General features: G+C 70.3%; 27 protein-coding genes. 15 read left to right on the forward strand and 12 right to left on the reverse strand.

Annotated elements, in window-relative coordinates; genetic code table 11:
• Window positions 1-127: 127 nt before the first annotated feature.
• The 3 genes from OG322_RS21335 to OG322_RS21345 all read right to left on the reverse strand — a co-directional run bounded on the left by OG322_RS21335 (window position 128) and on the right by OG322_RS21345 (window position 3,275).
• A complete protein-coding gene (locus OG322_RS21335) occupies window positions 128-1,447 on the reverse strand; it encodes an IS630 family transposase (RefSeq protein WP_221198154.1) in 1,320 nt (439 codons plus the stop codon).
• A 69-nt stretch (window positions 1,448-1,516) separates the two neighbouring features.
• Window positions 1,517-2,188 carry a DUF4232 domain-containing protein gene (locus OG322_RS21340; RefSeq protein WP_124284260.1) on the reverse strand — a complete coding sequence of 224 codons (672 nt, stop codon included), beginning with the start codon at window positions 2,186-2,188 and terminating at the stop codon, window positions 1,517-1,519.
• Between the two features lie 307 nt (window positions 2,189-2,495).
• The gene (locus OG322_RS21345) at window positions 2,496-3,275 is read right to left on the reverse strand and encodes a hypothetical protein (RefSeq protein WP_148085512.1); all 780 of its coding nucleotides are present in this window, start codon (window positions 3,273-3,275) and stop codon (window positions 2,496-2,498) included.
• A gap of 165 nt (window positions 3,276-3,440) precedes the next feature.
• On the opposite strand from OG322_RS21345, the gene OG322_RS21350 reads away from it, so the two are divergent.
• From OG322_RS21350 to OG322_RS21365, 4 genes are all read left to right on the forward strand, one after another.
• A complete protein-coding gene (locus OG322_RS21350; protein WP_164494340.1) occupies window positions 3,441-4,256 on the forward strand; it encodes a hypothetical protein in 816 nt (271 codons plus the stop codon).
• Window positions 4,257-4,476: 220 nt separating this feature from the next.
• Window positions 4,477-5,322: an LLM class F420-dependent oxidoreductase gene (locus OG322_RS21355; protein ID WP_329306805.1), complete on the forward strand. Its 846-nt coding sequence runs from the start codon at window positions 4,477-4,479 to the stop codon at window positions 5,320-5,322.
• A 73-nt stretch (window positions 5,323-5,395) separates the two neighbouring features.
• On the forward strand, window positions 5,396-6,406 hold the full coding sequence (locus tag OG322_RS21360) for a phosphotransferase (RefSeq protein WP_266411708.1): 1,011 nt from the start codon (window positions 5,396-5,398) through the stop codon (window positions 6,404-6,406).
• A gap of 294 nt (window positions 6,407-6,700) precedes the next feature.
• Window positions 6,701-7,201, forward strand: a complete 501-nt coding sequence (locus OG322_RS21365; protein ID WP_123459932.1) for a hypothetical protein — start codon at window positions 6,701-6,703, stop codon at window positions 7,199-7,201.
• Window positions 7,202-7,487: 286 nt separating this feature from the next.
• Here the strand turns inward: OG322_RS21365 and OG322_RS21370 are convergent, their stop codons facing one another.
• Together OG322_RS21370 and OG322_RS21375 are read right to left on the reverse strand one after the other, a co-directional pair.
• On the reverse strand, window positions 7,488-8,126 hold the full coding sequence (locus tag OG322_RS21370) for a class I SAM-dependent methyltransferase (protein WP_123459931.1): 639 nt from the start codon (window positions 8,124-8,126) through the stop codon (window positions 7,488-7,490).
• Window positions 8,127-8,290: 164 nt separating this feature from the next.
• Window positions 8,291-9,241, reverse strand: a complete 951-nt coding sequence (locus OG322_RS21375; RefSeq protein WP_164494339.1) for an SDR family NAD(P)-dependent oxidoreductase — start codon at window positions 9,239-9,241, stop codon at window positions 8,291-8,293.
• 461 nt (window positions 9,242-9,702) lie between these two features.
• Between OG322_RS21375 and OG322_RS21380 the strand changes: the two genes are divergently transcribed.
• Window positions 9,703-10,758, forward strand: coding sequence for a C40 family peptidase (locus OG322_RS21380; RefSeq protein ID WP_185095303.1), 1,056 nt, complete (start codon window positions 9,703-9,705; stop codon window positions 10,756-10,758).
• A gap of 40 nt (window positions 10,759-10,798) precedes the next feature.
• Here the strand turns inward: OG322_RS21380 and OG322_RS21385 are convergent, their stop codons facing one another.
• The 4 genes from OG322_RS21385 to OG322_RS21400 form a co-directional block, all read right to left on the reverse strand.
• Window positions 10,799-11,206, reverse strand: a complete 408-nt coding sequence (locus OG322_RS21385; RefSeq protein WP_123462042.1) for a RidA family protein — start codon at window positions 11,204-11,206, stop codon at window positions 10,799-10,801.
• A 59-nt stretch (window positions 11,207-11,265) separates the two neighbouring features.
• A complete protein-coding gene (locus OG322_RS21390) occupies window positions 11,266-12,162 on the reverse strand; it encodes a helix-turn-helix domain-containing protein (protein ID WP_329306806.1) in 897 nt (298 codons plus the stop codon).
• A gap of 298 nt (window positions 12,163-12,460) precedes the next feature.
• Window positions 12,461-12,646, reverse strand: coding sequence for a DUF397 domain-containing protein (locus OG322_RS21395; protein ID WP_123459928.1), 186 nt, complete (start codon window positions 12,644-12,646; stop codon window positions 12,461-12,463).
• A complete protein-coding gene (locus OG322_RS21400; protein WP_123459927.1) occupies window positions 12,643-13,044 on the reverse strand; it encodes a DUF5753 domain-containing protein in 402 nt (133 codons plus the stop codon). The genes OG322_RS21395 and OG322_RS21400 overlap by 4 nt, the downstream gene beginning before the upstream one ends.
• Window positions 13,045-13,085: 41 nt before the next feature.
• On the opposite strand from OG322_RS21400, the gene OG322_RS21405 reads away from it, so the two are divergent.
• The 6 genes from OG322_RS21405 to OG322_RS21430 all read left to right on the forward strand — a co-directional run bounded on the left by OG322_RS21405 (window position 13,086) and on the right by OG322_RS21430 (window position 17,140).
• Window positions 13,086-13,586, forward strand: coding sequence for an ATP-binding protein (locus OG322_RS21405; protein WP_124284254.1), 501 nt, complete (start codon window positions 13,086-13,088; stop codon window positions 13,584-13,586).
• Window positions 13,587-13,660: 74 nt separating this feature from the next.
• Window positions 13,661-14,281, forward strand: a complete 621-nt coding sequence (locus OG322_RS21410; protein WP_124284253.1) for an RraA family protein — start codon at window positions 13,661-13,663, stop codon at window positions 14,279-14,281.
• Window positions 14,282-14,662: 381 nt separating this feature from the next.
• Complete coding sequence (locus tag OG322_RS21415; RefSeq protein ID WP_123459924.1) at window positions 14,663-15,358, forward strand: type 1 glutamine amidotransferase domain-containing protein; 696 nt, start codon at window positions 14,663-14,665, stop codon at window positions 15,356-15,358.
• Window positions 15,355-16,101, forward strand: a complete 747-nt coding sequence (locus tag OG322_RS21420) for an SDR family NAD(P)-dependent oxidoreductase (RefSeq protein WP_260146687.1) — start codon at window positions 15,355-15,357, stop codon at window positions 16,099-16,101. The genes OG322_RS21415 and OG322_RS21420 overlap by 4 nt, the downstream gene beginning before the upstream one ends.
• 1 nt (window position 16,102) lies before the next feature.
• Window positions 16,103-16,534, forward strand: a complete 432-nt coding sequence (locus OG322_RS21425; RefSeq protein ID WP_124284252.1) for a nuclear transport factor 2 family protein — start codon at window positions 16,103-16,105, stop codon at window positions 16,532-16,534.
• Window positions 16,535-16,651: 117 nt separating this feature from the next.
• Window positions 16,652-17,140, forward strand: a complete 489-nt coding sequence (locus OG322_RS21430; RefSeq protein ID WP_260146686.1) for a hypothetical protein — start codon at window positions 16,652-16,654, stop codon at window positions 17,138-17,140.
• 40 nt (window positions 17,141-17,180) lie between these two features.
• Here the strand turns inward: OG322_RS21430 and OG322_RS21435 are convergent, their stop codons facing one another.
• Window positions 17,181-17,858 carry an HAD family hydrolase gene (locus OG322_RS21435; RefSeq protein ID WP_329307755.1) on the reverse strand — a complete coding sequence of 226 codons (678 nt, stop codon included), beginning with the start codon at window positions 17,856-17,858 and terminating at the stop codon, window positions 17,181-17,183.
• Between the two features lie 217 nt (window positions 17,859-18,075).
• Here OG322_RS21435 and OG322_RS21440 point away from each other — a divergent pair, with 217 nt between their 5' ends.
• The 3 genes from OG322_RS21440 to OG322_RS21450 all read left to right on the forward strand — a co-directional run bounded on the left by OG322_RS21440 (window position 18,076) and on the right by OG322_RS21450 (window position 21,885).
• Complete coding sequence (locus OG322_RS21440; protein WP_123459921.1) at window positions 18,076-20,655, forward strand: bifunctional FO biosynthesis protein CofGH; 2,580 nt, start codon at window positions 18,076-18,078, stop codon at window positions 20,653-20,655.
• A gap of 206 nt (window positions 20,656-20,861) precedes the next feature.
• Window positions 20,862-21,056: a hypothetical protein gene (locus tag OG322_RS21445; protein ID WP_123459920.1), complete on the forward strand. Its 195-nt coding sequence runs from the start codon at window positions 20,862-20,864 to the stop codon at window positions 21,054-21,056.
• A complete protein-coding gene (locus OG322_RS21450; RefSeq protein WP_329306807.1) occupies window positions 21,049-21,885 on the forward strand; it encodes a hypothetical protein in 837 nt (278 codons plus the stop codon). The genes OG322_RS21445 and OG322_RS21450 overlap by 8 nt, the downstream gene beginning before the upstream one ends.
• Window positions 21,886-21,950: 65 nt before the next feature.
• Here OG322_RS21450 and OG322_RS21455 read toward each other — a convergent pair whose 3' ends face one another.
• A complete protein-coding gene (locus OG322_RS21455; RefSeq protein ID WP_329306808.1) occupies window positions 21,951-22,859 on the reverse strand; it encodes an aminoglycoside phosphotransferase family protein in 909 nt (302 codons plus the stop codon).
• A 212-nt stretch (window positions 22,860-23,071) separates the two neighbouring features.
• Between OG322_RS21455 and OG322_RS21460 the strand changes: the two genes are divergently transcribed.
• Window positions 23,072-24,187 carry an ADP-ribosylglycohydrolase family protein gene (locus OG322_RS21460; RefSeq protein ID WP_123459918.1) on the forward strand — a complete coding sequence of 372 codons (1,116 nt, stop codon included), beginning with the start codon at window positions 23,072-23,074 and terminating at the stop codon, window positions 24,185-24,187.
• Window positions 24,188-24,342: 155 nt separating this feature from the next.
• On the opposite strand, the gene OG322_RS21465 is transcribed toward OG322_RS21460, so the two are convergent.
• Complete coding sequence (locus OG322_RS21465) at window positions 24,343-25,932, reverse strand: sodium:solute symporter family protein (RefSeq protein ID WP_329306809.1); 1,590 nt, start codon at window positions 25,930-25,932, stop codon at window positions 24,343-24,345.
• Between the last annotated feature and the right edge of the window lie 112 nt (window positions 25,933-26,044).

Raw genomic sequence — 26,044 nt, forward strand, 5'->3', positions numbered from 1 at the left:
CGGTGCAATTCGGCATGGTCCGGTCACCAGGTCAATGCCGTCCAAACACGGCAACCGGGCAACACGTCACGACAGGGCGAACGTTGCCTGATGCGGCACTAGTGTGATGCGCCAGAAATCCTGATGGTTAGTTCTGCCCTGTCTGCTGGCTATCGGTTCCGACCTTGGCGAGGTAATCGGCGAGGGAGTTGAGGATCTCGTCGGCGGTCTTGGTCCAGGTGAAGGGCCTTGGGTTCTCGTTCCAGGTGTCGATCCATGCGGTGATGTCGTCCTCCAGGGCCTTCACGGACCTGTGGACGCCGCGGCGAATGAGCTTGTCGGTCAGTAGGCCGAACCACCGCTCGACCTGGTTCATCCAGGAGGAGCCGGTCGGAGTGAAGTGGATGTGGAAGCGGGGGTGTTTGCCCAGCCAGGTTTTGATCTCGGCGGTGTTGTGGGTGGCGTAGTTGTCACAGACGAGATGGACGTCGAGCCCGACGGGCACCGCTTTGTCGATCCGGATCAGGAACTTCTTGAACTCAATCGCGCGGTGGCGGCGGTGAAGCTGAGATATGACGGTGCCGTCAGTGATGTTGAAGGCGGCGAACAGGCTGGTGATGCCGTGCCGGTAGTAGTCGTGGGTCCGGCGTTCGGGCATGCCCGGCATCATCGGCAGGACCGGCTGTGAGCGGTCCAGGGCCTGGATCTGGGATTTCTCGTCCACGCAGAGCACGACCGCCTTCTCGGGCGGGTGATGGTACAAACCGACGACATCGACGACCTTGGCGACGAACTGCGGGTCGGTGGACAGTTTGAAGGAGTCCTGCAGGTGCGGCTTGAGGTCGAACTTCTTCCAGATCCGGCCGATGGTCGACTTCGACAGGCCGGTGCGCTGAGCCATCGAGGCCCGTGACCAGTGGGTGTCTCTGCCCGCGGTCGACTCCAGGGTGGCCACGATGACCTCTTCGACCTGGTCGAGAAGGATCGAGGGTGGCCGACCCGAGCGGGGCTCGTCGTGCAGACCGTCGAGGCGTTTGGCGATGAACCGGGCCCGCCAGCGGTCCACGGTCGATCTGTCGACGCCGAGGTCGGCCGCGGCCTGCTGGTTCGTCCCGCCCTCCGCGCAGCGCAGCACGATCTTGGCTCGCAACGCGAGGAACTGAGCGGTCTTCGCCCGCCGCGCCCACTGCGTCAGCTGCGTCCGCTCAGCCTCGTTCAGGACCAGGTCGGCCTTGGGTCGGCCGATCCAGCCGGCGTCCTCAAGCCCGGCCATCCGCTCTGCGGCGAAAGCCCGACGCCACTTGCCAACCGTCTTGGCCTGGACACCGACGACGCGTGCGACACCCGCGTTCGACATGCCCTCAGCGCACGCCAGGAGGATCCGAGCCTTCTCGGCCGAGCGCCGGTCTGGCCATTCCGTCCGGCGCACCAACTCGGCACGCTCTTCCCCTGACAACGTGATCTTCACAGCAGAAGGGCCGGGATGTGACATGACAACAGGGTACTGACTAACCATCAGGATTTCTGGCGCATCACACTAGTTGGTCGTGTGCGTGGGGTAGACCTGAACGTCGGTGTAGGCGCCCTTGATCTCCCCCGCGCCCGCGGGCCACTTCAGGCTCACGGTGTGGGTCTCGTTCGGGGGCGTCACCAGGATGTTGGTCGGGTCCGCGAGGCTGTTACCGCTGTTGTCGATGTCGTAGGCGAGGTTGAAGACAGCGGCGTCGCCGGGCTTCAGGGTGGTGATGCGCGGCTGGGCGTGGCCGCGCTCGATGGGGTTCGAGGTGTTGTCGGCGTCCTTGATGTCGACACCCGCGAAGCCCGTCGCCGAGCAGGTGGTCGAACCCCGGTTGATCATGGTGATGTCGATCCTGCCGGACTCCTCGTCGGGCGCGGCGTCCATGGCATCGATGGCCAGGTCCTCCGTCTTGCAGAACGTGGTCTTGCCGCCGGTCGTCGTCGCGCCGTTCGCGCCGTTCGCGGCGGCGCGGGACTCGGTGTCCTCGCCGGAGCCCGACTTCGCGCTGCCGGCCTCCGAGCCGCCCTCCGACTTCGAGCCACCGCCCGAGGACGAAGAATTCGAGGACGAGGCGGACGAGGAGCCCTTGGCGGACGAGTCCTTCCCGGAGCCGTCGTTGCCACAGGCGGTGAGCGAGAGGGTGGCGACGACCCCGATGGCGGCGAGAGCGGTGATGCGGGTGTACTTCATGGTGTTCCCCCGGAACGAGCGCGGTGCGTGTGGTCTGCATCATTTTTATCTCGCACCGGGTTACAGGCGGTCTTCAGCGACGTTCGCGTTCTGTCACAGGCGTATTGACCTCACGGTCCGCCGAGGCGCCACCGTACGGTCACTGGTGGGCGGCCGCCGCCGATCCCGCGGCCTGTGGCCCCTCTTCGGGCTGTGAAGGTGCTCCAGCGGCTGATCCGCGACGCGGGCGGGACGGTCGCCTGACAGACCACCGGCCCCTCCCGCTCACCCCCGTACGGAAAGCACGGAGTCACCTCTCCAACGCGTCCTAGAAGGCTCCTCCGCTGTCCACCGAGGTGGTGTCCTCGCGTTCCCACGGCTCGGTGCGCATGAGGCTCGTCCTCAGCCGCCCGCGCCGTTCCTCGTCGAGCGCCGCCGGTTCGGGGTGCGGGAGTCCGGCGCAGTGGGCACGGAAGGGGTCGCGGCGGTCCGGCCAGAAGCGCAGGGTGAGCCAGACCAGCGGGACGGCGAGCATCAGGCCGGTGATCACGACGAGGAACAGCCCGAAGAGGAGGTCCCCGGCCCCGGCAGGCGTCTCCTTGCCCAGGAACACCCGCTGCACGGGGTAGAAGAAGGACAGCGCGAGCGCGGTCGCGCAGGCCGCCGTGCCGAGACCGTCGTTCCTGCGGCCGGACCAGCGCGGCACCCTCGCGTCCTGCTCCCGCAGGAAGTCCTCCCGGATCGCGCGCAGTTCGGGAATGAGCCGCAGCTTCCGCAGAGTGACCGGACCGTGCCGCCGTACGGCGTCCAGCAGGGCGGAGGCGACGGGGTGGCCGGTACCGGCGTCGCCGCCGTCCGTCACGCTCAGCCGTCCCTCGGCGTCTATCGTCAGGCGTCCTTCGAGCATCAGGACGGCGGCCGCGTGTCCGTCGGCGTCGTGTGCCTCGCCCGCCGTGGCGACGGCATGGTACGGATCGATGTCCAGGTGTCCGAGCGAGGCGGCGGCCGCCCGGTCGGACCGGTCCCGCACCAGCCACAAGGCGGCCAGCACTCCGTACACACCCACAGCGGCCGCCAACGCGGCTCCGGAAAGCTGGAGTTGGGTCACGATGCCCATGATGGCAGCGCCACCCGGACCGGGCCAGATGGCATGCGCTCACGCGCCCGCGCACGGCCGGGAGGCCAGCCGTTCCGCGGCGCCCGGATTCCGGCCTCTACGCTGTGCCGACGCATCCGCACCGGCACCTGGTGCGGAGGGCGAGAAGGAGGGGACATGCGAAGACATGTGCTGTGGGGCACGGTGGCCATGACGGTGGCCATGACCGTGCTGGGGGCGTCATCGGCGCAGGCCGAAGGGCGGGGTGACATCCGTGTCACCAAGGCGGTGACCAACAACGGCAAGAGCGTCATCGTCGGCATCAGCAAGACGGTGACCTTCCCGATCAAGCTGACGATCAAGGACAACTCCGGCGTCAAGAGGCTGGAACACATCGACGCGAGCAGCACCGGCTCCACCGCGGGCGGCCCGGTCGAGTGGATGGGGACCAGCTGCAAGAAGCTGAGCCGCACCACCTCGGAGTGCACAGCGACGATGAGCATCAATCCGCACTCCTTCCCTTGGTACAGCGACACCAACGCCAACGTCACCGCCGGTGAGTGGGCCGCGTGGGGCAACGTCCAGGCGAACGACGGGGATTACTGGCTCTTCGACCGGGTCGCCCTGTTCAAGTTCAAGCGCGCCGCGACCCTGACGGCGGCCGCCACGCGCCCCAACCCCTTCAGCCACAGCAAGCAGGTCAAGGTCACGGGCACGCTGGCCCGTGCCGACTGGGAAGCGCTGAAGTACCGGGGGTACAGCGGCCAGAGCCTCAAGCTCCAGTTCAGGAAGACCGGCGCAGCCTCTTACACGACGGTGAAGACCGTGCGGACGAACAGCGCGGGCAAGGTCGCCGCCACCGTCGACGCGACCTCTTCCGGCAGCTGGCGCTGGTTCTACCAGGGCACCGCGGCCACCATGCAGGTCGCGTCGCCGGGCGCGGCCATGAGCCTGGCCAAGCCCACGCTGCACGCTGCCCCACGACTGGGTTAGCCAAGCTCCGAGGGGAGCCCTGTCCCGGCCGAACAGGGGGCCGGGACAGGGCGCGAGGAACGCCCACGAGGAGTCGCGCCGGCAGCGGACACCGGTACGCGGTACGGGCACGTCGGCGCACGCTCGACGGTTGGCCTCCCGGAGGCGCCGAGGGCTCGGTTTTGCGCACCGGACGGCATACGTTTGGGCGGTCACCCGACGACGACGGAGGTGTCCTCGCATGCGGATCGCCACAACGATCTTCCTCACCGACGAGACGATCACACCGGTACGGCTCGCGCGCCAGCTTGAGCAGCGGGGATTCTCCGGGCTCTACCTCCCGGAGCACACCCATATCCCGGTGAGCAGGCAGACCCCGTACCCGGCGGGCGGCGAGCTGCCGCCCGAGTACGGCCGCACCCTGGATCCCTTCGTAACGCTCGGGCAGGCCGCCGCGGTCACCGAACGCCTGGCGCTCGGCACCGGCATCACCCTGATCGCCCAGCACGACCCGATCGACCTGGCCAAGCAGATCGCCACCCTCGACCACCTCTCCGGCGGCCGCTTCACCCTGGGTCTCGGCTTCGGCTGGAACGTCGAGGAGGCCGCCGACCACGGCGTGGACTGGCGCACCCGCCGCGATCTCGGCCGCGACCGCATGGCGCTGATGCGCGCTCTGTGGTCCGACGAACCAACGGCTTACAAGGGCGAGTTCGGCTCGGTGCAGGCCAGCCACGCCCACCCGAAGCCCTTCCAGCAGCCCCGCGGCCCGGTGGTCGGCCCGCGCACCCTGATCGGCGGTGCGGCCGGACCGAAACTGTTCGCGCACATCGCGGAGTACGCGGACGGCTGGCTCCCGATCGGCGGCCGCGGCCTGACGGAGTCCGTGCCGCAACTCCGTACGGCCTGGGAGTCGGCGGGCCGCGACCCGAAGGACCTCCAGGTGGTCCCGTACGCGGTCCTGCCGGGCGCCGGCAAGCTGGCTCACTACACGGACCTGGGCATCGAGGAGGTCGTCCTCCAGCTGCCCCCGGCGGGCGAGGCGGAAGTGCTGCGGACGCTGGACGCGTACGCGGAATACCTCTAGAGCGGCTCACCGAAGGCTGCGGGCCGGTGGAAACCGGCTGGAGTGCCGCCGGCGGCGGTGATGGAATGACGCGATGCGAGATGACGCGTCAGCGGTGACGGTGGAGCGTGGGCGGTACCCGGACGCGGTGACGCCCTGGCAGGACCCGGCCTGGCGGGAGGCCGCCCTCGCCTGGGCGGAGCGCACTCTCGCCGCCCACGGCCTGCGCACGACCAGACGGCTCGCGGTGCGGCTGCGGCCGTGGTCGGTGCTCGTACGGATGACGGCCGAGGGTGAACCCGACGTGTGGTTCAAGGCCAACCCGGCCGCCGCCGCCTTCGAGGCGGGCCTGGCCGAGGCGCTGGCCCGCTGGGTCCCCGGCCACGTACTGGAGCCGCTCGCCGTGGACGCCGCCCGCGGCTGGTCGCTGCTCCCGCACGGCGGCACGCTCTTCCGGGACACGCTCCGCCAGGACCCCGCCGACGAGCGAGCGTGGGAGGAGCCCCTGCGCCAGTACGCGGCCATGCAACGCGCGCTCGGCCCCCGAGCAGGGGAAATGGGTCAACTCGGCGTCCCGGACGCCCGGATGGCCGTGCTTCCCGCCACCTTCGACCGGCTCGTCGAGGAGAACGCCACCCTGGACCCCGCCACCCGCACGGCACTGCGCGAACTGCGCCCCCGCTTCAACGGCTGGTGCGACGAACTCGCGGCGACCGGAATCCCCGACTCGCTCGACCACGCCGACCTGCACGACGGACAGTTCTTCGCCCCCGGACCGGGCCGCTTCACCTTCTTCGACTGGGGAGACGCCGCCCTCTCCCACCCCTTCTGCAGCCTCCTCGTCCCGCTGCGCACCGCAGCCGAGCGGCACGGACCACAGGTGCTGCCGAAGCTGCGTGACGCCTACCTGGACCCGTGGACGGACACCGGACTCACACCCGCTGAGCTGCGGCGCGCCGTGAGCCTGGCCTGGCGCCTGGCCGCCGTGGGCCGAGCGTGCTCCTGGGGCCGGCTCTTCCCCGGGGCGGGCGAGGCGCCGGCGACGACGGGGGACGCGGAGAGCGCACGGTGGCTGCGGGAGCTGTTCGCTGAGCCGGTGTTCTGACCAGGTGGGCCGACGCGAAAGCGCCCCGCCCCAGCGAATCCGGGGACAGGGCGCTTCGGGCCGAACAGAAGGCTCAGGACAGGAGGTTGTAGATGTCCCAGCCGTGGCCGATCCTCACCCGCTTGGCGATCGTGCCGGTGCCGGTCGGGGTTGCGTCGTGCACGCACCGCGGCGGGATGCCGGTGGCCGCTTCGGGCCGAACCTGCTGACCGGCCTGGCCGCAGTGGACTGGGCCAACCTGAACCACGCCCACGGAACGGCCACCAAGTCACCGAAGTGTCTTAGGGTGCGGCCATGGCCACCACCCGCCCCCACGAGCCCGCCCTGCTGGATCCCAAAGGCCCGGTGATCACGGTAATCGCCTGCACCGTGGGCGCGATCCTGATGCTGGGCGCGGGCGGGGCCTGCGTCTTCTGCGTAGTCCTGGCCACCACCGGCATCGGCGGAACCCACGGCGGGTGGACATGGGGCGCCGCAGGCCTCGCCCTGGTCGCAGCGTTCATTGCCTGGGTCGGGTACTGCACCATCCTCAACGCCCGCGTGGAGCGGCAGGCCACTCTCCAACTCGCCGCCGTCGGTGTCGACTCGACCGCCCTGGTCCTGACGGTTGCCTCCGCCCCGTCGAGCAACGAGGACCACGCCCAGATCCGGCTCCTGATGCGGATCAGCGGCCCGGGATTCGAAACGTTCGAGTCCACCAGCGACGTCCCGGCCTACCGCTTCGGAAGAGCCACGCAGGGCACGGTACTGCCGGCCCGGGTCAATCCGGCCAGCCGAGTGTTCACACTTGAGTGACCACCCGCGCCACCCGCACCGGATTCCTGATCGGCTTCGGTGAAGTTCGGCGCTGTTCCTCGCATGCGGTCCTGTTGGCGGGGCAGCGCCTGGTCGACGGCGGCCCCACCTGCCGGGTCACCCACTCACTACGCGGCACGGGACAGCATCTGCCTGGAGGATCTCGGCGACTGCGCCGTGGTCGAGGGCCGGTCGGCTCTCCTCCATGGAGGAGGTCTTCGATCCCGCAGGCCGCAGGGGTGGTCGAGTGATGAGTGAGCGGGACCCTAAGGGCTGTCCCGCAGCCTCACTCCGCGCGCATCAGCAGATGACCCCGGCGGAACCGCTCCCCGTCGAGGGGCTCGCGCAGCATCCGGCCGATCTCGACGAACCCGGCCTCGCGGGCCAGGCCGGCGAGTTCGTCGACCGGCCACCGGTAGGCCGTCGTCACCTTGTGGTCGAACGTCTCCACCGGCCCGCCCCCGGACTCGAAGAAGGCGAACAGGAGGGTGCCGCCCGGGGGCAGAAGCCGGCGGAACTCGGTGAAGTAGGGCGGCAGTTCCTTCGGTGGCGTGTGGATGACCGAATACCAGGACACGATGCCGCCCAGCTCGCCGTCGGCCAGGTCCAGCGCGTCCATCGAACCGACCTCGAACCGCAGGCCCGGGTACGCCTCGCGGGCAAGGCCGATCATCACCGGGGACAGGTCGATGCCGAAGGCGTCCAGCCCCAGGCCCCGCAGGTGCGCCGTGAGGTATCCGGGGCCGCATCCCAGCTCTGCGACCGGCCCGGCATCGTTCGCCCGCGCGAGCTCGGCGAAGGCGGCGAGCAGCGCACGGTCCAGGGGGAGGACGTCGAGGCTGTCACGGGCGAAGTCGGCGTAGACAACGGCCATGGCGTCGTAGGCATCCGCTGTCGCGCGGAGGTAAGAGGGTGACTCGGTCATGGGGACCGACCCTAGGGCCTGTGTGCTCGCCGGTCACCATCTCCGCGCCTCGATGACATGGATCAACGACACCCCGCCGGACACCGGTTGCGACTGAGAGTCCCGGTTTGCCGCAAGGGGCAACGCAGTTGGCCCCGGGACGGCTGCTCCGGGCGTGACTCCATCTACCGGAAGCCGAGGTGCGGATCGGTGCCGGCCAGCTCACCGCTGGCGGCCCACAGGCGAGCAGCGATCGCCGGATCGGCCATGTGGGAGGGGACGGGCTCACGCCGTGGTGTGCCACGCAGGCCGAAGAACCTCGGCCCCCACAGCTGCCCTCCCTGTACCGCCGGGTCGAGGACGGCACGGACGACGGGCCATGCTCCGGCGTCCTTGCCCTGCACCAGGAGCCCGGCGGGCAGCGCGCGCAGTCGCTCGGCGGGGGTGGTCACGCGTACCGGCGGGCGGGACGGGGTGAGAGAGTCGAGCGCGCCGCCGGGGTGGGCCACCACACTGAGCACCGTGCTGCCGACGGCCCGCAGACGGCGATCGAGTTCGAAGCCGAAGTACATCTGCGCCAGCTTCGACCGGCCGTAGGTGCGCTTGGGCCGGTAGTCCTGCGTCGACTGCAGATCGCCCAGGTCCAGTCGCTCGGACCGCGCCGCGAAGCTTCCCACCGTCACGATGCGGCCCGCCGGCGCCGCTGACAGCAGGGGGGCCAGCTGCTGGGTGAGCGTGAAGTGGCCGAGGTGGTTGGTGCCGAACATCAGCTCGTAGCCGTCCTCGGTCTCCCGACGCGGCGGGGCGTCGAGGGCGACCCCCGCGTTGTAGACCACCGCGTCGAGATGATCGAGGTCCAGCCCGTCCACGGCGGACTTCAGGGACGACAGGGCGGCGAGGTCCAGTTGAAGGTGCCGCAGCTGCGCGCCGGAGACGCGCGAGCGGATCGAGGCCATGGCGGCGTCGGCCTTCTCGGCGTCGCGGCTGCCCAGCACCACGACGGCGCCGGTGGCGGCGAGCTGCTCCGCGACGAAGTAGCCGATCCCGGCGTTACCCCCGGTGACCAGGAAAGTTCTGCCCTCGGCAGACGGCAGTCGGTGAACGTCCCACGGCCGGCTCTGGGATGCGAAAGACACGGTGACGGGCTCCTTGCGCTCGGGCAGCGTGCTCATGGCGAGCACCAACCCGGCCAACGTCGCAGCCTTCACCGACAAACCGCCGACACATCACCCGCAGACAGATCAGCCGCCGACAAGTCTCCGACGCCCCTCCAGACAACTGGTAGGAGGAAAAGCGGCTTTCGCGCGTCTGGTCAGCCTTGTCGGGACTTGCCGTAAGTTTCGGAACGGGCCGTCAGGGCATGGCTACACGTCGTGTGATGTGAGCAAAATAAGTACCCGGTGTGGAGAGATTCTTCCTGCGCAGATTGAACTGATTACGAGATGGTCACTATGGTTGGCCCTCGAACCTTCGCACGGTTGATCACCCATCCGGGGTGGCAGCGAAGGAACCGCCGATTCCGTGACATGCACGGAGCCGGGGATTCCCGTCCCCCCATAGCCCGGTAGGCGGCTCGAGGAAGAAGGAGCTCGCCTTCGTGGCGTCCCACCGTCGTCCCAAGAACCCGAGCCGCGCCCGTGTGACCGTGCTCACCGCGACCGCCGCTGCGGCCGTGGCCCTGACCTCCCAGGCCGCTCACGCCGACCCCAAGCCGACCAAGAGCGAGGTCAAGGCGGAGGTCGACAAGCTCTACCACGAGGCAGAGGTCGCCAACGAGCACTACAACGAGGCCAAGCAGAAGCAGGAGAAGCTCGAGAAGCAGGTCGGCGCGCTGCAGGACAAGGTGGCGCGCGGTCAGCAGGAGCTCAACACGCTTCGTGCCGGGCTCGGTTCGCTCGCCGCCGCCCAGTACCGCTCCGGCGGCATCGACCCCTCGGTGCAGCTCTTCCTCGCCTCGGACCCGGACAGCTTCCTCGACCAGGCCTCCGCGTTGGACCAGCTGTCGGCCAAGCAGACCGAGTCGCTGACGAAGATCCAGAGCAAGCAGCGGACCCTCGCGCAGGAGCGCAAGGAGGCCCAGGACAAGCTGAACGACCTGGCCGACGTCCGCAAGACGCTCGGTGCGAAGAAGAAGCAGCAGCAGGGCAAGCTCGCCGAGGCCCAGAAGGTGCTCAACACCCTGACCGCCGCCGAGCGCCAGCAGATGCGCGACGACGAGGCACGCGCCAGCAACGCCGCCAGCGACAAGGTGCGCGCCAGCCGGGGCACCGGTGACCGGGTCGAACTCGGCAAGGAGGTCCCCGCGTCCGCCCGCGGTGCGGCCGCCCTCCAGGCCGCTTCCTCGCGGATCGGTATGCCGTATCAGGCGCGCGCCACCGGCCCCGGCGCCTTCGACTGCTCGGGTCTGACCCAGTGGGCGTACCACCAGGCCGGTGTCGAGATCACCCGCACCACGTACACCCAGATCAACCAGGGCACCCGCATCGCGCAGAGCCAGCTGAAGCCGGGCGACCTGGTCTTCTTCAACGGCAACACGCACGTGGGGCTCTACGCGGGCGGCGGCAACGTGCTCCACGCCCCGTACCCGGGCGCCTTCGTCCGCTACGAGTCGATGAGCACCATCGGCTCCATCGTGGGCGCGGTGCGCATCTGATCACGCTCTGACGGGCGAACTTCCGCGCCCGTATCGGCTCTCAGGGCAGCATCGCGGTGAGATCCACTTCCACGAGCTGCCCTGTGAAGCCGAGTTGGGACACGCCGAGCAGGGTGCTGGCAGTGGTGAACGCCGGTCCGAGGGCCGAGTCGGTGAGTCGCTGCCAGGCGGTCCCCAGGACGGCCCTCTCGTCGCTGCGCACGTAGATCACCGAACGGACGACGTCGAGCGGCCGGGCGCCCACCGCCGCGAGGGCGGTCATCGCGTTGGCCACCACCTGGTCGATCTGGTCCTCAAGAGCCCCTTCGCCGACGAGCGCGCCGCTGCCGTCGAGCGGGCACTGACCTGCGAGGTAAGCCGTCCGGCCGGCCTCGACGACGGTGATGTGGTGATAGCCCGGCGTCTCGTGCAGAGAGGCGGGGTTGATGCGAGCGATCTTCGCAGTCATGCCGGTGAGTCTGACGGGCCCGAGCCCCGACCGCATCACCATTTCCCCGAGCTGCCGCGTCAGGCCGACGCCGCCTGGTCCTGCGATGCGGCGCATCCATCGCAGCAGCCCGGTTCGGGGGCTCTGAACGCGCGGTCGCAGTCGTCGCAGTTCTGGAGCGGCACGGCTCGAAAGGCGGCAGGGAGCGAGCGCCCCGACGGGAGGAGCGCCGTGAGCCGGTGCCGCAGCAGCTTCGCCGGGAACCTCAGCGGATGAGGCAGGTCCGCCGTGAGGGCGTGACGTACGGCGGCGGGCGAGGCGTCCCGCTCGAACCAGGCCGCGACGGCAGGCGCCAGGTACGCGATGTCGGCCTCGGTGAGCACGAGTTGGGGCGCCTGGTGCCGCAGCCCGGCGAGCAGTGCCGCCGCAGCGTGCAGCAGCTGGGGCCTGGGGTCCCGGGGCGCCGGGAGCGGCGGGGGCGGCGGCTTCTGCGCCGTGGGTACGGGCACGAGCCGGGGCGCGATGGCCTCTGCGGGCGGCTGCGGCTGCGGCTGGGGCTGCGGTGCTGCTGGTGCTGCGGGCGGAGCCGGACGCCCGGCCGGGCGCCTGGGCTGCTGTTCCTTGCCGAGGGCGGCGGCTTCCGGATGGTTGTAGGACACCGTGCGCGTGTGGACCCGGCCGTCCGGTCCGCGCTGCCTGGTCCGCTTCAGGTAGCCGAACTCCTCCAGCTCACGAAGGGCGGAGGCGATGCGGTGCTCACTGTCCGGCAGCCGCTCGACGAGGGTCTTGATGCCGACCCTCGCGCCGGGCGGCAGTGACTGGATGTGCACGGCGAGGCCTCTGGCGGCGAGGGAGAGCTCCTCGTGCTGGCTGAGGTGATTGCCCACCACGGTGAAGCCGCTGGTGTGACGGATGTTGACATGCACCACACCGGCGGACGGGGCAGGAGAGGGCGCGATAATCTGCTGGGTATCCATCGGGAAGGGTCTTCTTCCTCGTTGGTCAGGCCCTCGTTCGGGATTGCTGTCCCGCCGGGGGCCGTCTCATGTCTGAAGTTTGGTGCGGCGAGCATATGCCAGGCAACCGGTGCCAAATCCAGCTCAGTTGGGAAACCTCACCCGTGCGGGTGACGGGCCCGCCGGGTGGGGTCGGGTTGGTGAGATTTCTTTACCCAAGTGCTTTAAAGCCTTTTACGTCGTGGGTTACCGCGACGCGGCGGACCGGGTCGCGGCTCGTCGTTTCACCGGGACGCGGATTCCTGCGATCCGGTGCGGGTCAGCCCCGGCGGGCGTACGTGACGAAGGCGGACCAGGCGGCCGGAGCGACGTCGAGGCGGGGGCCCTGGACGTTCTTGGAATCGCGGACGTGGACGATGGTGGGGCAGGCGGCCACCTCGATGCACTCGCCGCCACCGCCACTGCTGTAGCTGCTCTTGAACCAGCGCAGTTGCTCGGCGTTCATCGCTCTCCCAGCATCTTCTCGATCGCGGCCAGAGACTCCCTCGGCGTGAGGGCTGCCGACTGGATCGTTCCATAGCGTGCAGCCAGCACACGGACCTCCTCCAGACCGGTGATCAGCCGGGGATACGTGTGGATCTCCAGGTATGCAACCTGCTGCCGTCCCTTGGGTGTGACCAGGGTGAACGGGCCGTCGAGGCTGGGCTGTTCCGTGCGGTCCAGCGGCATCAACTGGAGCTGCACCGTGCGGAGCCCACCGATGTGCAGCAGCTTCTGCAATTGCTCTCTGTGCACGTTCCGGCCGCCGATGGGACGGATCAGCACGCTCTCGTCCAGGACGAAGTGGAAGGTGGGAGAGGGCCAAGGAGCGAAGATCTGCTGACGGCCGAGCCGATCGGCCACTCTCTTGGTCAGCGTACGAGTGCTCGGACACGCTGAGTCACGTGAACGCCGAAATCACTCTTGTGGGCGCCGAGTTCGTCCAACGCTTCAGCGCCACCCGTCGCGGTGCGCGGCTCGCCCGCCGGCTCGCGGTGCATCAGCTGGACGAGTGGGGCGTGTCGTACGGCAGTGAGCTGTCCGACGACGTGGGGGTGATCGTGGCCGAGCTGGCGGCGAACGCCGTCCTGCACGGGTACCTGCCGGGGCGGGACTTCGAGCTGCGGCTGCTCCTGATCGCGGACGGGCTCCGCGTCGAGGTGTCGGACGCGCGGGGCGAGCGGCGGCCGGAAGTGGTTGATCGGGAGCCGGGTGCGGAGACGGGATACGGCCTCCATCTGGTCGCCGCGCTGGCGGCGAAGTGGGGCGTGGCCGAGCGGACGGTCGGCAAGACGGTGTGGGCGCAGGTGGACCGCCCGGTAGCCCGCACCAGTACGCAGTCCGGTACTGGCCAGGTGTCTCAAACGGAATCAACTGTGTGCTCAGTGACGGGTCTATCCAGTTGACCGGGAAGCGCGTGGACCGTGGAATATCGATGCCCGTCCCGGTTCCGGGGGGTGGCACCGAGCGGAGGATGCGTATGTACGACATCAGCGGCTTCAGGGACATCTCACCGACCACCCTCGCCGACATCCTGGGGCGCGGGCAGGTCATGGACACCGGGATTCGCCCCCTGTGGCCGTCGCAGCGGGTCGCCGGGCCGGCGTTCACCGTGCGGTGCCCTCCGGGGGACAACCTCATGCTGCACGCGGCCATTCATCGCGCCGAACCCGGTTCGGTCATCGTCGTCGAAGCGGGCGATGTGGAGTACGCGTTGGCCGGCGGGAACATGTGCGCCGTGGCGCAGCGCCGGGGGATCGCGGCGTTCGTGACGAACGGGGTGCTCAGGGATCTCGCCGAGCTGCGGGAGCTGGGCTTTCCCGTCTTCGCCCGGGGCGTCATCCCCTTCCCGGGGGCCAAGAAGGCCGTGACGCCGCTCAACGAACCCGTGCGGTGCGGCGGGGTGACCGTGGCTGCCGGGGACATCGTGGTCGCCGACGAGGAGGGCGTCGTCGTCACGCCGGGGGCCCGGCAGGAGGACGTGCTGCTCGACGCCCGTGCGAAGGTGGCCAAGGAGGCGGCCGAGACCCTCGACGAGTGGGAGGCGGCGCACCTCGCCCGTATCGACAAGATCCTCGCCGCCAACGGCTACGAGGGCTGACGGGACCGGGAGGACCCGCACGGGCGGCCGGGACGCCTGCGGCACGAACCTCAACGATCTGCCACTGGCGGAGTTGCGCGCGGAGCTGGGCGACCCCGAATTCACCGTGGACGACGGGACGCCACTTCGCCCCCGCTTGAGCGGCCGGTGCTCCACCAGTTCCGGCGTGAACGTACGCGTCAACGCGCCGATCCGTATCCGCTCCGGAAAGGGCCGGCCCTGGCCCGGCTGCCGTACGCCGAATGAGCCCCGAACCCCGGCGCGCGCGCATGAATGATCGAGATTACATTGGAGAGAGGGGGAAGACCGGCGGGCGGCGAGTCGGTTTCCTGGCTCATCCCGCGGAACCCTGAAACAGGCGTCCGAGAGGGGATCCTTGCCATGGCCAGGGTGCTTTTCATCGTGAGCGGAGCCACCTACTGGGTGTTGAAGGACGGCACGAGGCACGCGACCGGCTACTGGGCCGAGGAGTTCGCGAACCCGTACAAGATCTTGACGGATGCCGGCCATGAGATCGTCGTCGCGACGCCTGACGGCGTGACCCCCAGCGTCGACATGATGAGCCTACGGCCCGAGATGGTCGGCGGAAATGACAACGCCCTCGCATTGGAGGCTGTCATCCGTTCCGCGGAGGTGATGCGTCGGCCCCTGCGGCTGTCGGATGTCCGCCTCGACGACTACGACGGGGTGTACTTGCCGGGCGGCCACGGTCCGATGTCGGACCTCGCCTGGGACGCCGATGCCGGACGGCTGCTGACGCAGCAACTGACCTCGGGCAACCCTCTGTTCATCGTCTGTCACGCGCCTGCGGCGATGCTGGCGACCAGGATCCACGGCGAGTCGCCGTTCAAGGGTTTCGACATCACCTGTTTCACCAACGAGGAGGAAGAGGGCGTCGGACTGGCCCCCCTGGCCCCGTGGCTGCTGGAGACCGATGTGCAGGAGAAGGTCGGGGTCAACTTCAGCCGCGGCCCGATCTGGGGGCCGTACATGGTCGAGGATCGCAACCTGGTCACCGGGCAGAACCCGGCTTCGGCCGCGATCCTGGGCAACCGGATGCTGGAGATCCTCAAGTGAGCCTGGACGACGCGACGGATACGGGCACCGCCCGGAAAGTCGCGGTCATCACCGGTGCCAACGGGGGGATCGGCTCCGCAATCGTGACCGCCTACCGCGGCCTCGGGTTCGCGGTCGCGGCCACCAGCCGTTCCATGCCGGAATCCGAGGACCCGCAGGTGTTCGCCTTCAGCGCCGATCTGGTGGAGCCCGGTGCGGGCGAGCGGATCGTCGGGGCGGCGATGGATCGGTTCGGTCGGATCGACACCGTGGTCAACAGCGCCGGCGTCTACATCGGCAAGCCGTTCACCGATTACACCGACCAGGACTTCGACCTGATCGTCGGCGTGAACCTGCGCGGATTCTTCAACGTTTCGCGCAGCGCCGTCGGCGCGATGCTCTCCCGCGGCGAAGGCGGCGGTCACCTGGTGAACATCTCCACCTCCCTGGTCGACCAGCCGAACGCTCGGGTGCCGTGCGCGCTCGCGTCGTTGACCAAGGGTGGCCTCAACGCGGTCACCAAGGAGTTGGCGATCGAATTCGCAGGGCAGGGCATCCGCGTGAACACCGTCTCGCTCGGCGTCGTCCGTACGCCGATGAACCCGGAGGCCACGCCCGAACTCGTGGCTCGCCATCCACTCGGGCGGATGGAAGAGGTCGACGACGTCGTCCAGGCCATCGTGTACCTCGAGCAGGCGTCCTTCGTCACCGGCGAGGTCCTCCACGTCGACGGCGGCCAGAGCGCGGGCCGTGGAAAGGATTGAGATGGATGACAACGCAGACACCGGGTCCGTTCCGCGCGAAGGGCTCAACAGGGCCGCCCTGGAGGAACACTGGCGAGCATCGGAACGTGGGGACACCGACGCCGAGCACGCCGTCTACGCCGCGGACGCGATCCTCGACTATCCCCAGTCAGGTGAACGATTCCGGGGCCGCGCGACGATTTCGGCGCAACGTGGCGGGCACCCTGCGAGTCGGCACTTCACCGTCCACCGGATCGTCGGCAGCGGGGATCTGTGGGTGAGCGAGTGTGTCATCACGTATGACGGGGTGCCCACCCACTCGGTGAGCCTGATGGAGTTCTCCCACGGGCATGTGGTGCACGAGACGCAGTACTTCGCGGACCCCTTCGACGCGTCCGAAGGGCGGAAGGCACTCGCGGAGCCGATGCCGGGCAGGAATATTGCCAGGGCCTGACCGGAGCGGCCCATACCCAGGGCGATGTGCACAGCCGGATCGTGGCCATGTGCTCCGGTCCGTGTCCGGTGCGGACCGTGGGGGACCGTACGGATGGAGGAAGGGTCTATGCGCTGCGTGATACGTCCACTTCTCTACGGAGCCGCGGCCGGCGCCGCAGGTACGACCGCGCTCAACCTCGTCAGCTACGCGGACATGGCGTTGCGGGCCAGGCCGGCGAGCGCGACACCCGAGGTCACCCTGCGCAGACTCGCGGCGAGACTGCATGTGAGGATTCCCGGCGACGGCCCAGCCCTGGACAACCGGGTCGCGGGACTCGCCCCGCTGACCGGAATCGCCAGCGGTCTCGGGATGGGAGCCCTGCTGTCCCTGGCGCGCAGCGCAGGCCTGCACCCGTCCGGAGCCCCCGAATACGCTGTTGCCGCAGTTGGGGCGATGATCGGCACGAACGGTCCGATGACGGCTCTGGGCGTGACGGACCCGCGGACTTGGTCGATGTCGGACTGGGTCTCCGACATCGTCCCCCACCTCGCCTATGCGGCGGTGACGGTGGCGGTTCTCGACCGCCTTTACGCGACGCCCAGCGGTGGGAGCGTGTCCCGTTGAACTCGGCACACCCGGCCCGGCGGGATGTGCGCGGCCGGGGTTACAAGGCCCGCAGCGCCCTCGGGCGGGGCCGTTCCGGCACCTGGCCCAGGAGGGCCGGGAGGTCCGTCAGCGCGTTGAGGCGGAAGTCCGCGGCGGCGACGACATCGGGGTGGTCCGCCCACCAGTACCCGCACGCCCCCCGCCGGAGGTGCGCCGCCAGCAGCCCGCACGACTTGGCCGGGAACAGATCGCTGGCCGGGTGGTCCCCCACGTACAGGGTCGACCCCGGTTTCGCCCCGGACACCTCCAGCACCCGGGCGAAGAACTCCGGGTCCGGCTTGGCGACGGCCCACTCGTCCGAGGTGACGACGAGATCCGCGGGCAGGTCCAGCGCCCGCAGGAGTTCGCCCGCCCGCACCGTCCCGTTGCCCGCGACCACCACCCGTACGCCCAGAGCGCGCAGCTCCGCCAGCGCCGGCCTCACGTCCGGGTAGAGGTCCGACTCGGCCAGGTGCTCGCCTCTCCCGGCCGCGGTCCGGGCGAGCGAGGCCTCGTTGATGTCCATGCCGGGGCGCAGGATGCTCAGCGCGTCGGCGCTGTCCCGCCCCTGGGCGACCGCGGTCCCGACCAGCGCACTCAGCGTGTGCGGCGGGACGCCGAGCCAGTTGGCCCAGGAGGCCCAGTAGCGGTCGTCGCGGATGAGTGTCTCGCCGATGTCGAAGACGATCGTTTCCATCACCGTGCCGACCCTACGGGGCGCGGACCGCTGCGCGGCCGAGGCGCCAGGGGCGGGCGGGGCCTGCGAGAGATCCGGCGTCAAGGAAGGGCGCGACCTCCGGGAGACGGACTGCCGGGGAGGGCGCCGCCTGTGGCAGACGGGATGCCGGGGGCGGCTGCGACCTGCGGGAGATCCGGCCGGTCACCGGCCGGCTACTCGCTCGTATGCTCGGTTCATGACCGATCCTCAGCGCGGACGCCCCACCACCAATTCCATGCGACGTGCCCTCAAGCGTGCCCGCGACGGTGTCGCCCTCGACGTGACCGAGGCCGCCGTCCTGCTCCAGGCGCGCGGCGACGATCTGACGGATCTCGCCGCCTCCGCCGCCCGGGTGCGGGACGCGGGCCTGGAGGCCGCGGGCCGGCCGGGCGTCATCACGTACTCCCGCAAGGTCTTCATCCCCCTGACCCGGCTCTGCCGCGACAAGTGCCACTACTGCACCTTCGTCACCGTGCCCGGCAAGCTCCGGCGCGAGGGCCACGGCATGTTCCTGTCGCCGGACGAAGTCCTCGACATCGCCCGCAAGGGCGCGGCGATGGGCTGCAAGGAAGCGCTGTTCACGCTGGGAGACCGGCCCGAGGACCGCTGGCCGGAGGCGCGGGAGTGGCTGGAGGCCGAGGGGTACGACGACACCCTCGCGTACGTGCGGGCCATGGCGATCCGCGTACTGGAGGAGACCGGCCTCCTCCCGCACCTCAACCCCGGCGTGCTGACCTGGACCGACCTCCAGCGGCTCAAGCCCGTCGCCCCGTCCATGGGCATGATGCTGGAGACGACCGCGACCCGCCTGTGGTCCGAGCCGGGCGGCCCGCACCACGGCTCACCGGACAAGGAACCGGCCGTACGGCTGCGCGTCCTGGAGGACGCGGGGCGCTCCAACGTCCCGTTCACCACCGGCATCCTCATCGGCATCGGCGAGTCGTACGAGGAGCGCGCCGACTCCCTCTTCGAACTGCGCAAGACCGCCCGCGCCTACCACGGCATCCAGGAGGTCATCGTCCAGAACTTCCGCGCCAAGCCCGACACCGCGATGCGCGGGATGCCGGACGCGGAGCTGGAGGAGCTGGCCGCGGCCGTCGCCGTCGCCCGCCACATCCTCGGCCCGTCCGCCCGCATCCAGGCCCCGCCGAACCTCGTCGACGCGGAGTACGCGCTGCTCATCGGCGCCGGCATCGACGACTGGGGCGGGGTCTCGCCGCTCACGCCCGACCATGTGAACCCCGAGCGCCCCTGGCCGCACATCGACGAGCTGGCGTCGAGGACCGCCGAGAGCGGCTTCGCGCTGCGCGAACGGCTCACCATCTACCCGGAGTTCATCCAGCGCGGCGAACCCTGGCTCGACCCGCGCCTCCTCCCGCACGTGCGCGCCCTCGCCGACCCGGAGACCGGGCTCGCGAAGGAGGGGGCGATCCCCGTCGGGCTGCCCTGGCAGGAGCCCGACGAGGGCTTCAACGCCTCCGGCCGCACCGATCTGCACCACACCATCGACACCGAGGGCCGCACCACCGACCGCCGCGACGACTTCGACGAGGTGTACGGGGACTGGGAGGCGCTCCGCGAGGCCGCCGCCCCCGGCATGGTCCCGTCCCGCATCGACGGCGATGTGAAGGCGGCCCTGAGCCAGGCCGCCGACGACCCGACGAAGCTCACCGACGACCAGGCCCTCGTCCTGCTGCACGCGGACGGGCCGGCGCTGGACGAGCTGTGCCGGATCGCCGACACCCTGCGCCGGGACGTGGTCGGCGACGACGTCACGTACATCGTCACGCGCAACATCAACTTCACCAACGTCTGCTACACCGGCTGCCGCTTCTGCGCCTTCGCCCAGCGGCGCACCGACGCCGACGCGTACACCCTCTCCCTGGACCAGGTCGCCGACCGTGCCGCGCAGGCGTGGGACGTCGGCGCGGTCGAGGTCTGCATGCAGGGCGGCATCCACCCGGACCTGCCCGGCACCGCCTACTTCGACATCGCGCGGGCGGTGAAGGAGCGCGTCCCGGGCATGCACGTCCACGCGTTCTCGCCGATGGAGGTCGTCAACGGCGCGACCCGCACCGGCATGTCCATCCGCGACTGGCTGACCGCCGCGAAGGAGGCCGGGCTCGACTCGATCCCCGGCACCGCGGCCGAGATCCTGGACGACGAGGTCCGCTGGGTCCTCACCAAGGGCAAGCTGCCCACGGCGACCTGGCTGGAGGTCATCAGGACCGCGCACGAGGTGGGCCTGCGCTCCTCGTCCACGATGATGTACGGCCATGTCGACCAGCCCCGCCACTGGCTGGGCCACCTGCGGACGCTGGCCGCCCTCCAGCAGGAGACCGGCGGGTTCACCGAGTTCGTGACCCTGCCGTTCATCCACACCAACGCGCCCGTCTACCTGGCCGGTATCGCCCGCCCCGGCCCGACCGACCGCGACAACCGGGCCGTCATCGCGATGGCCCGCCTCCTCCTGCACCCGCACATCACCAACATCCAGACCAGCTGGGTGAAGCTGGGCACGGAGGGCGCGGCCGAAATGCTCCGCTCGGGCGCGAACGACCTCGGCGGCACGCTGATGGAGGAGACCATCTCCCGGATGGCCGGATCGAGTTACGGCTCGTACCGCTCCGTCCAGGACCTGGTGGCCATCGCGGAGCTCGCGGGCCGGCCGGCGAAGCCGCGTACGACGCTGTACGGAGAGGTGCCCGAGGAGCGGGTCACGGCGGCCGCCGCCTCGGACGGCCACCTGCCGGAGCTGCTGCCGGTGGTGCCCTAAGGGCTGTCCCGCACGTGACCGGCCGGCCCGGCGTCGGTCACGGGCGGGCCTTCCCGGCCCGGGAAGCGCGTCGTGCTTGATCGCGTGGACTGGTAACTTCCCTGCACTCAGGCCACCCTTGGAGCGCCTTGGGGCGCCTTTGCGGGCACGTCGCGATGTCGCGGCAGCCGAGGCGGGACCTTCGAAAGGGCGGGTGACGGTCTCCGGTGTACTGGATTCGGCTGACGCTGTGGGGCGTAACCCTGGCCTTCTTCTACGTGCTGTTCTTCATCCGGCCCGCCAACGGGCCGTTGGCGGTGACCCTCATGGTGCTGTGCGTGCTCCTGCCGGGATGCGGCGAGGCGTACGCGGGCCAGCGCCGCCGGCGGGACTGGTTACACGCGGGGCACGGCGATGGCTGAGGGGCCGGTGCGGACCGGGACGGGGCACGGGCCGGGGACGGACGGCCCTGAGACCGGGGCCCCGGGGTTCGGCACCGGGCTGGCGTGGCTGCTGGACCACAGAGGGCTCAGCGCAACGGAGTTGGCCGACCGGGCCGGGCCTGCCGCCGACGAGGTCCGGGCGGTGCTCGCGGGCGAGCGCCCCGGCGAGGCGTTGCTCCGGCGGCTCGCGCCCGCGCTGGGTCTTCACGCCGTCGACCTGTTCGTCCTCGCGGGTGCGACGGTCCCGGACGACCTGGCGCCGCTGGACACCGCGGCCGCCCAGCCGGCTTCGCGCATCGTGATGGACGCGGTCCACCTTCCCCCGGCGGGACGGCACGAGCTCCTCCGGTTCGTCCGCTCGCTTCCGCAGGAGGACCGCCGTTCACGCTTCGCCCCGGAGCAGCCCGCGCCCCTCGCCGACGGTCCGGGAGGACGGCTGATCCGCATGTTCCGGTACCGCAACTTGAACCGGTCCGGCCTGGCGCACGCCCTGGCGGTCGTGACGCCCACGTACCTGTCGGCACCCACTTACGGGGTGATCGGCGCGGGCGGCAAGGAGCTGACACCCCGCCTGGTGACGGACTTCGCCGCCCTGCTGGGGATCGACGCCCGCGAACTGGCCCTGCTGACCGGTGTCGTTCTGCCGGAGACGCCACAGCCCGCGGCCCCGGAGGCGGTGGACGCCGCGGCGTTGCTGTGGGAGGTGCGACGCCTGTCCGCCGCCCAGGCGCGGAACGTCGCCGAGCTGGCGAACTCCATGCGCGCAGAACCCCGTTCCGAGTACCGCGTCAACCTGCCCGGACGCTGACAGCGGCCGGTACCGGCCCGGCGGGGCCGCCCTCGGCGCGCCCCATGGCTGTGGCGAGAGGCTCCTCAGCCGAACCGCTCGTGGTCGGCCAGCACCGCGTCGACCACCCGCAGTTCGGCGGCGGCCCGCCCGGGGTCCGCACCGGCGGGTCCCGTCAGGTTCAGCAACGCCTTCCACAGCGCCCACCCGCGGGCCCGCGCCCAGGTCCCGGCGTCCTGGCCGGCCGCGCGCCGGAACGCCTCCCGGCTCTCGCCGGAGAACATCCCCCACGCGATCACCAGATCACAGGCGGGGTCGCCGACCCCCGACGTACCGAAGTCGATGACCGCCGACAGTTCGCCGTCGGCGACGAGCAGGTTGCCGGAGGCGATGTCGCCGTGGAACCACACCGGTTCCCCGCGCCACGGCGCGGCGAGCGCCGCCTCCCAGACGGTGCGGGCCCGGTCCGTGTCCACGCGGCCCTCCAGCGCGGTCAGACAGCGCCGGGTCTCCTCGTCGTAGTGGGCGGGCGAGGCGCCCCGGTACCAGCTGTGCTCCCCGGCGAGCGGCCCGCCGGACGTGTCGCAGCGCTGGAGCGCGAGGAGGAAGTCCGCCACGGAGCGCGCGAACCGGGGAAGGCCGTCGATGCGGTCGGGGCCGGCTGTCTCACCGCGCAGCCAGCGGCGGACCGACCACGGGTACGGATAGCCCTCGCCCGGAGCGCCCAGGGCCAGCACCGGGGGCACGGCGACCGGCAGCGACGGGGCGAGGCGCGGCAGCCAGTGGTGCTCCTTCGTCACCGCGGGGACGTATCCGGCGGCCGTGGGCAGGCGCACCGTCATCGCGTCGCCCAGGCGGTACGTCCGGTTGTCCCAGCCGTCGACCGCCACGGGCGTCACGGGCAGACCGCTCCACCGCGGGAACTGTGCGTCGATCAGGCGCGTCACGAGCGCGGCGTCGATTCCGGCGCGGCCGTCGGGGTGGGGGGATGCCATCCGGCGATCATCGCGCCGGTGACCGTGCCGCGCAACGAGATATCGGCGGTGCGGCGGATGCAGGGGGAATCCCCGGAGAATGCCGCGCAAAGCTGAACCGAACCGCCACTTCGTACATACTGTTCCGCCCCCTTGACCGTGTGGTCGTTCGATTACAGTGCTGCGCAGTTAACGCGCAGTCGCACACGGGCGGACCAAGGGGGAGGGGCACGGTGAGCACAGGGACCACAGCTGTCTGGGGCCGTGCCGAACAGCAGGACTTCCGCAGCCGGGTACGTGGCGCGCTGCTGGGCGGAGCCATCGGCGACGCGCTCGGCGCGGGCGTCAGCGGGCTCTCGCTGGAGGAGATCCGCGAGGCCCATGGCGCCGACGCCGTCACCGACTTCGTCCCCGCCCACGGCGGACGCGGCTGTGTCACCGCCGTCACCCAGCTCACCCTGTTCACCGTGGACGGGCTGATCCGCGCCCAGGTCCGCCGCGACACCGGCGCCTGGCACCCGCCCACCGATGTGCACCAGGCGCATCTGCGGTGGGCCGCCACCCAGCGCGACTGGGGGCCCGACGAACGCCGCAAGGACAACGGCTGGCTCGGCGGGCAGGAATGGCTCTACGCCCGCCGCGCCCCCACCCGGGAATGTCTGAACGGTTTCGGCGACACCACCATGGGCACCCTCGACCGGCCCAAGCACCCCGCCGCACGGGACTCGGCCGCACTCACCCGCTCCGCCCCGTTCGGACTGCTGGTCGGCTGGGAGCCGCAGCTGGTCCTCCAACTGGCGGTCGAGTGCGCCGCCCAGACCCACGGACACCCCACCGCCCTGCTCTCCTCGGGCGCCCTCGCGGTGATGGTGCACGGGCTGGCGCGCGGCGAGACACTGGACGGTTCCGTGCAGCACGCCCTCGCCCTGCTCGCCGGGCGTCCGGGCCACGAACCCGTCACCGAGGCGCTCCAGCAGGCCCTCGGCACCGTGCGGCAGGGGATACCCGGGCCCGCCCTCATCGAGTCCCTGGGTGCGACGGACTCCGCCGAGGAGGTGCTCGCCGTGGCCGTGTACTGCGCGCTGGTGGGCGAGGACGTCCGGCACGGATTGCGGCTGGCCGTGAACCACGGCGGGCCGTCCTCGGCGACCGGGGCCCTGTGCGGGGCGCTGCTCGGCGCGCTGCACGGCGAGACCGCGCTGCCGCCGGCCTGGCTCGCCGAACTGGAGGGCCGGGCGACCCTGCTCGAACTCGCCGACGACTTCGCCATGGAGATGACCCAGGGCCCCGCCCTGCACAGCCCGGCCGCCGTCGCGGCGGGCTGGCTCGCGCGCTACCCGCGCGGCTGAACGCGGGGGAGCCCGCCGTCCTCGGTGGTGGCTGCGCAGGATGGTGGCCAACGTCGAGGGCGACGGGGACCCCGGAAAGGCGTGAGGGGCGGGTCACCGGAAGCCGCCGCGTCCCGTGACCCGCCCCTCACCCACGTTCCGTACAGCCGCGAGCGTCAGTCCGTCACGCCCCGCATGCCCTTCGCGCCCTTGGTGAACGACTCGTCCCCGGGGACGCCCTGCGCCGGCACGGTCGCGCCGGTGCCGGGCCCGTCGCCGTCCGAGTTGATCTGCTCGATGACCGCGTCGCGCTCCGGGGTGTCCTCCGGCTTGATGAAGCCGATGGCGATGTAGAGCACCAGCGAGATCGCCAGCGGCAGCGCCACCTGGTACTGCAGCGCCACGTTCGTCTTCACCGAGCCGTCGAAGTTGTAGTTGGTGAAGTAGAACGCCAGCAGACCGGCCGCCCAGCTGGTGAGTGCCGCCGTCGGTCCCGACTTACGGAAGCGGCGCAGCAGACCCAGCATGAACGGGATCGCGATCGGACCCATCAGACCGGCGACCCACTTGATGACGACGGAGATGATGTCCTTGAACGTGGGCGAGTTGATCTGGGTCGCCAGCGCCATCGACAGGCCCAGGAAGCCGAGCGTGGAGAGCCGTGCGGCCAGCAGCCCGGCCCGGCTGCTCCAGTTGCGGGCCGCCTTGGAGAAGACCGGGGCGATGTCGCGGGTGAAGACCGCCGAGATGGCGTTGGCGTCCGAGGAGCACATGGCCATCGTGTGCGAGAAGAAGCCGACGACGACCAGACCCAGCAGACCGTGCGGCAGCAGCTGCTCGGTCATCAGCGCGTAGCTGTCGGAGGCGTCCGGCTTCTGCGCGTGGACCAGCAGCGGGGCGCACCACATCGGGAAGAACAGGACCGTCGGCCAGACCAGCCACAGGACGGCGGAGAGCCGGGCCGAGCGGGTCGCGGAGGCGGCGGAGTCCGTGGCCATGTAGCGCTGGGCCTGGTTCCACATGCCGCCGTTGTACTCGAAGGTCTTGATGAACAGGTACGCCAGCAGGAAGGTCACCGTGTACGGGCCGGCCGTCGGGTCCGTGTGGCCCTCGGGCAGCTTGTCCCAGACCGTCCAGAGCGTGCTGAAGCCGTCCAGTTTGCTCATCGCCGTGACCAGCATCGCGACACCGGCGAACAGCTGGATGACGAACTGCCCCAGCTCGGTGAGCGCGTCGGCCCACAGACCGCCGACCGTGCAGTAGATGGCCGTGATGATACCGGTGATGAAGATGCCCTGGGTGAGGCTGATGCCGGTGAAGACGGAGAGCAGGGTGGCGATGGCGGCCCACTTGGCACCGACGTCCACGATCTTCAGCAGCAGACCGGACCAGGCGAGTGCCTGCTGGGTCTGGATGTTGTAGCGGGTCTTCAGGTATTCGAGCGGCGAGGCGACGTGCAGCCGCGAGCGCAGCCGGTTGAGCCGGGGGGCGAAGAGCTTGGCGCCGATGCCGATGCCGATGGCGATCGGCAGCGACCACGTCACGAAGGACGTGACGCCGTACTGGTACGCGATACCGGCGTAGCCGGTGAACATCACGGCGCTGTAGCCGGACATGTGGTGCGAGATGCCGGACAGCCACCACGGCATCTTGCCGCCGGCCGTGAAGAAGTCACTGACGTTGTCGACACGCTTGTGGGACCAGAGTCCGATCGCGATCATCACACCGAAGTAGCCGATGAGCACGACCCAGTCGAGACTGTTCATGTGCCCCCTCCTGGGGTCCGCCTTGTGAACGGGTACGCACTTCGCCAGTACGGCCGTTCAGCGGGGCCCCCGTGCGGGAGCGGGGACATCGGGGATTGAACCGCCTGGCCGG

Source organism: Streptomyces sp. NBC_01260 (assembly GCF_036226405.1).
In the GTDB taxonomy this organism is placed as follows: domain Bacteria; phylum Actinomycetota; class Actinomycetes; order Streptomycetales; family Streptomycetaceae; genus Streptomyces; species Streptomyces laculatispora.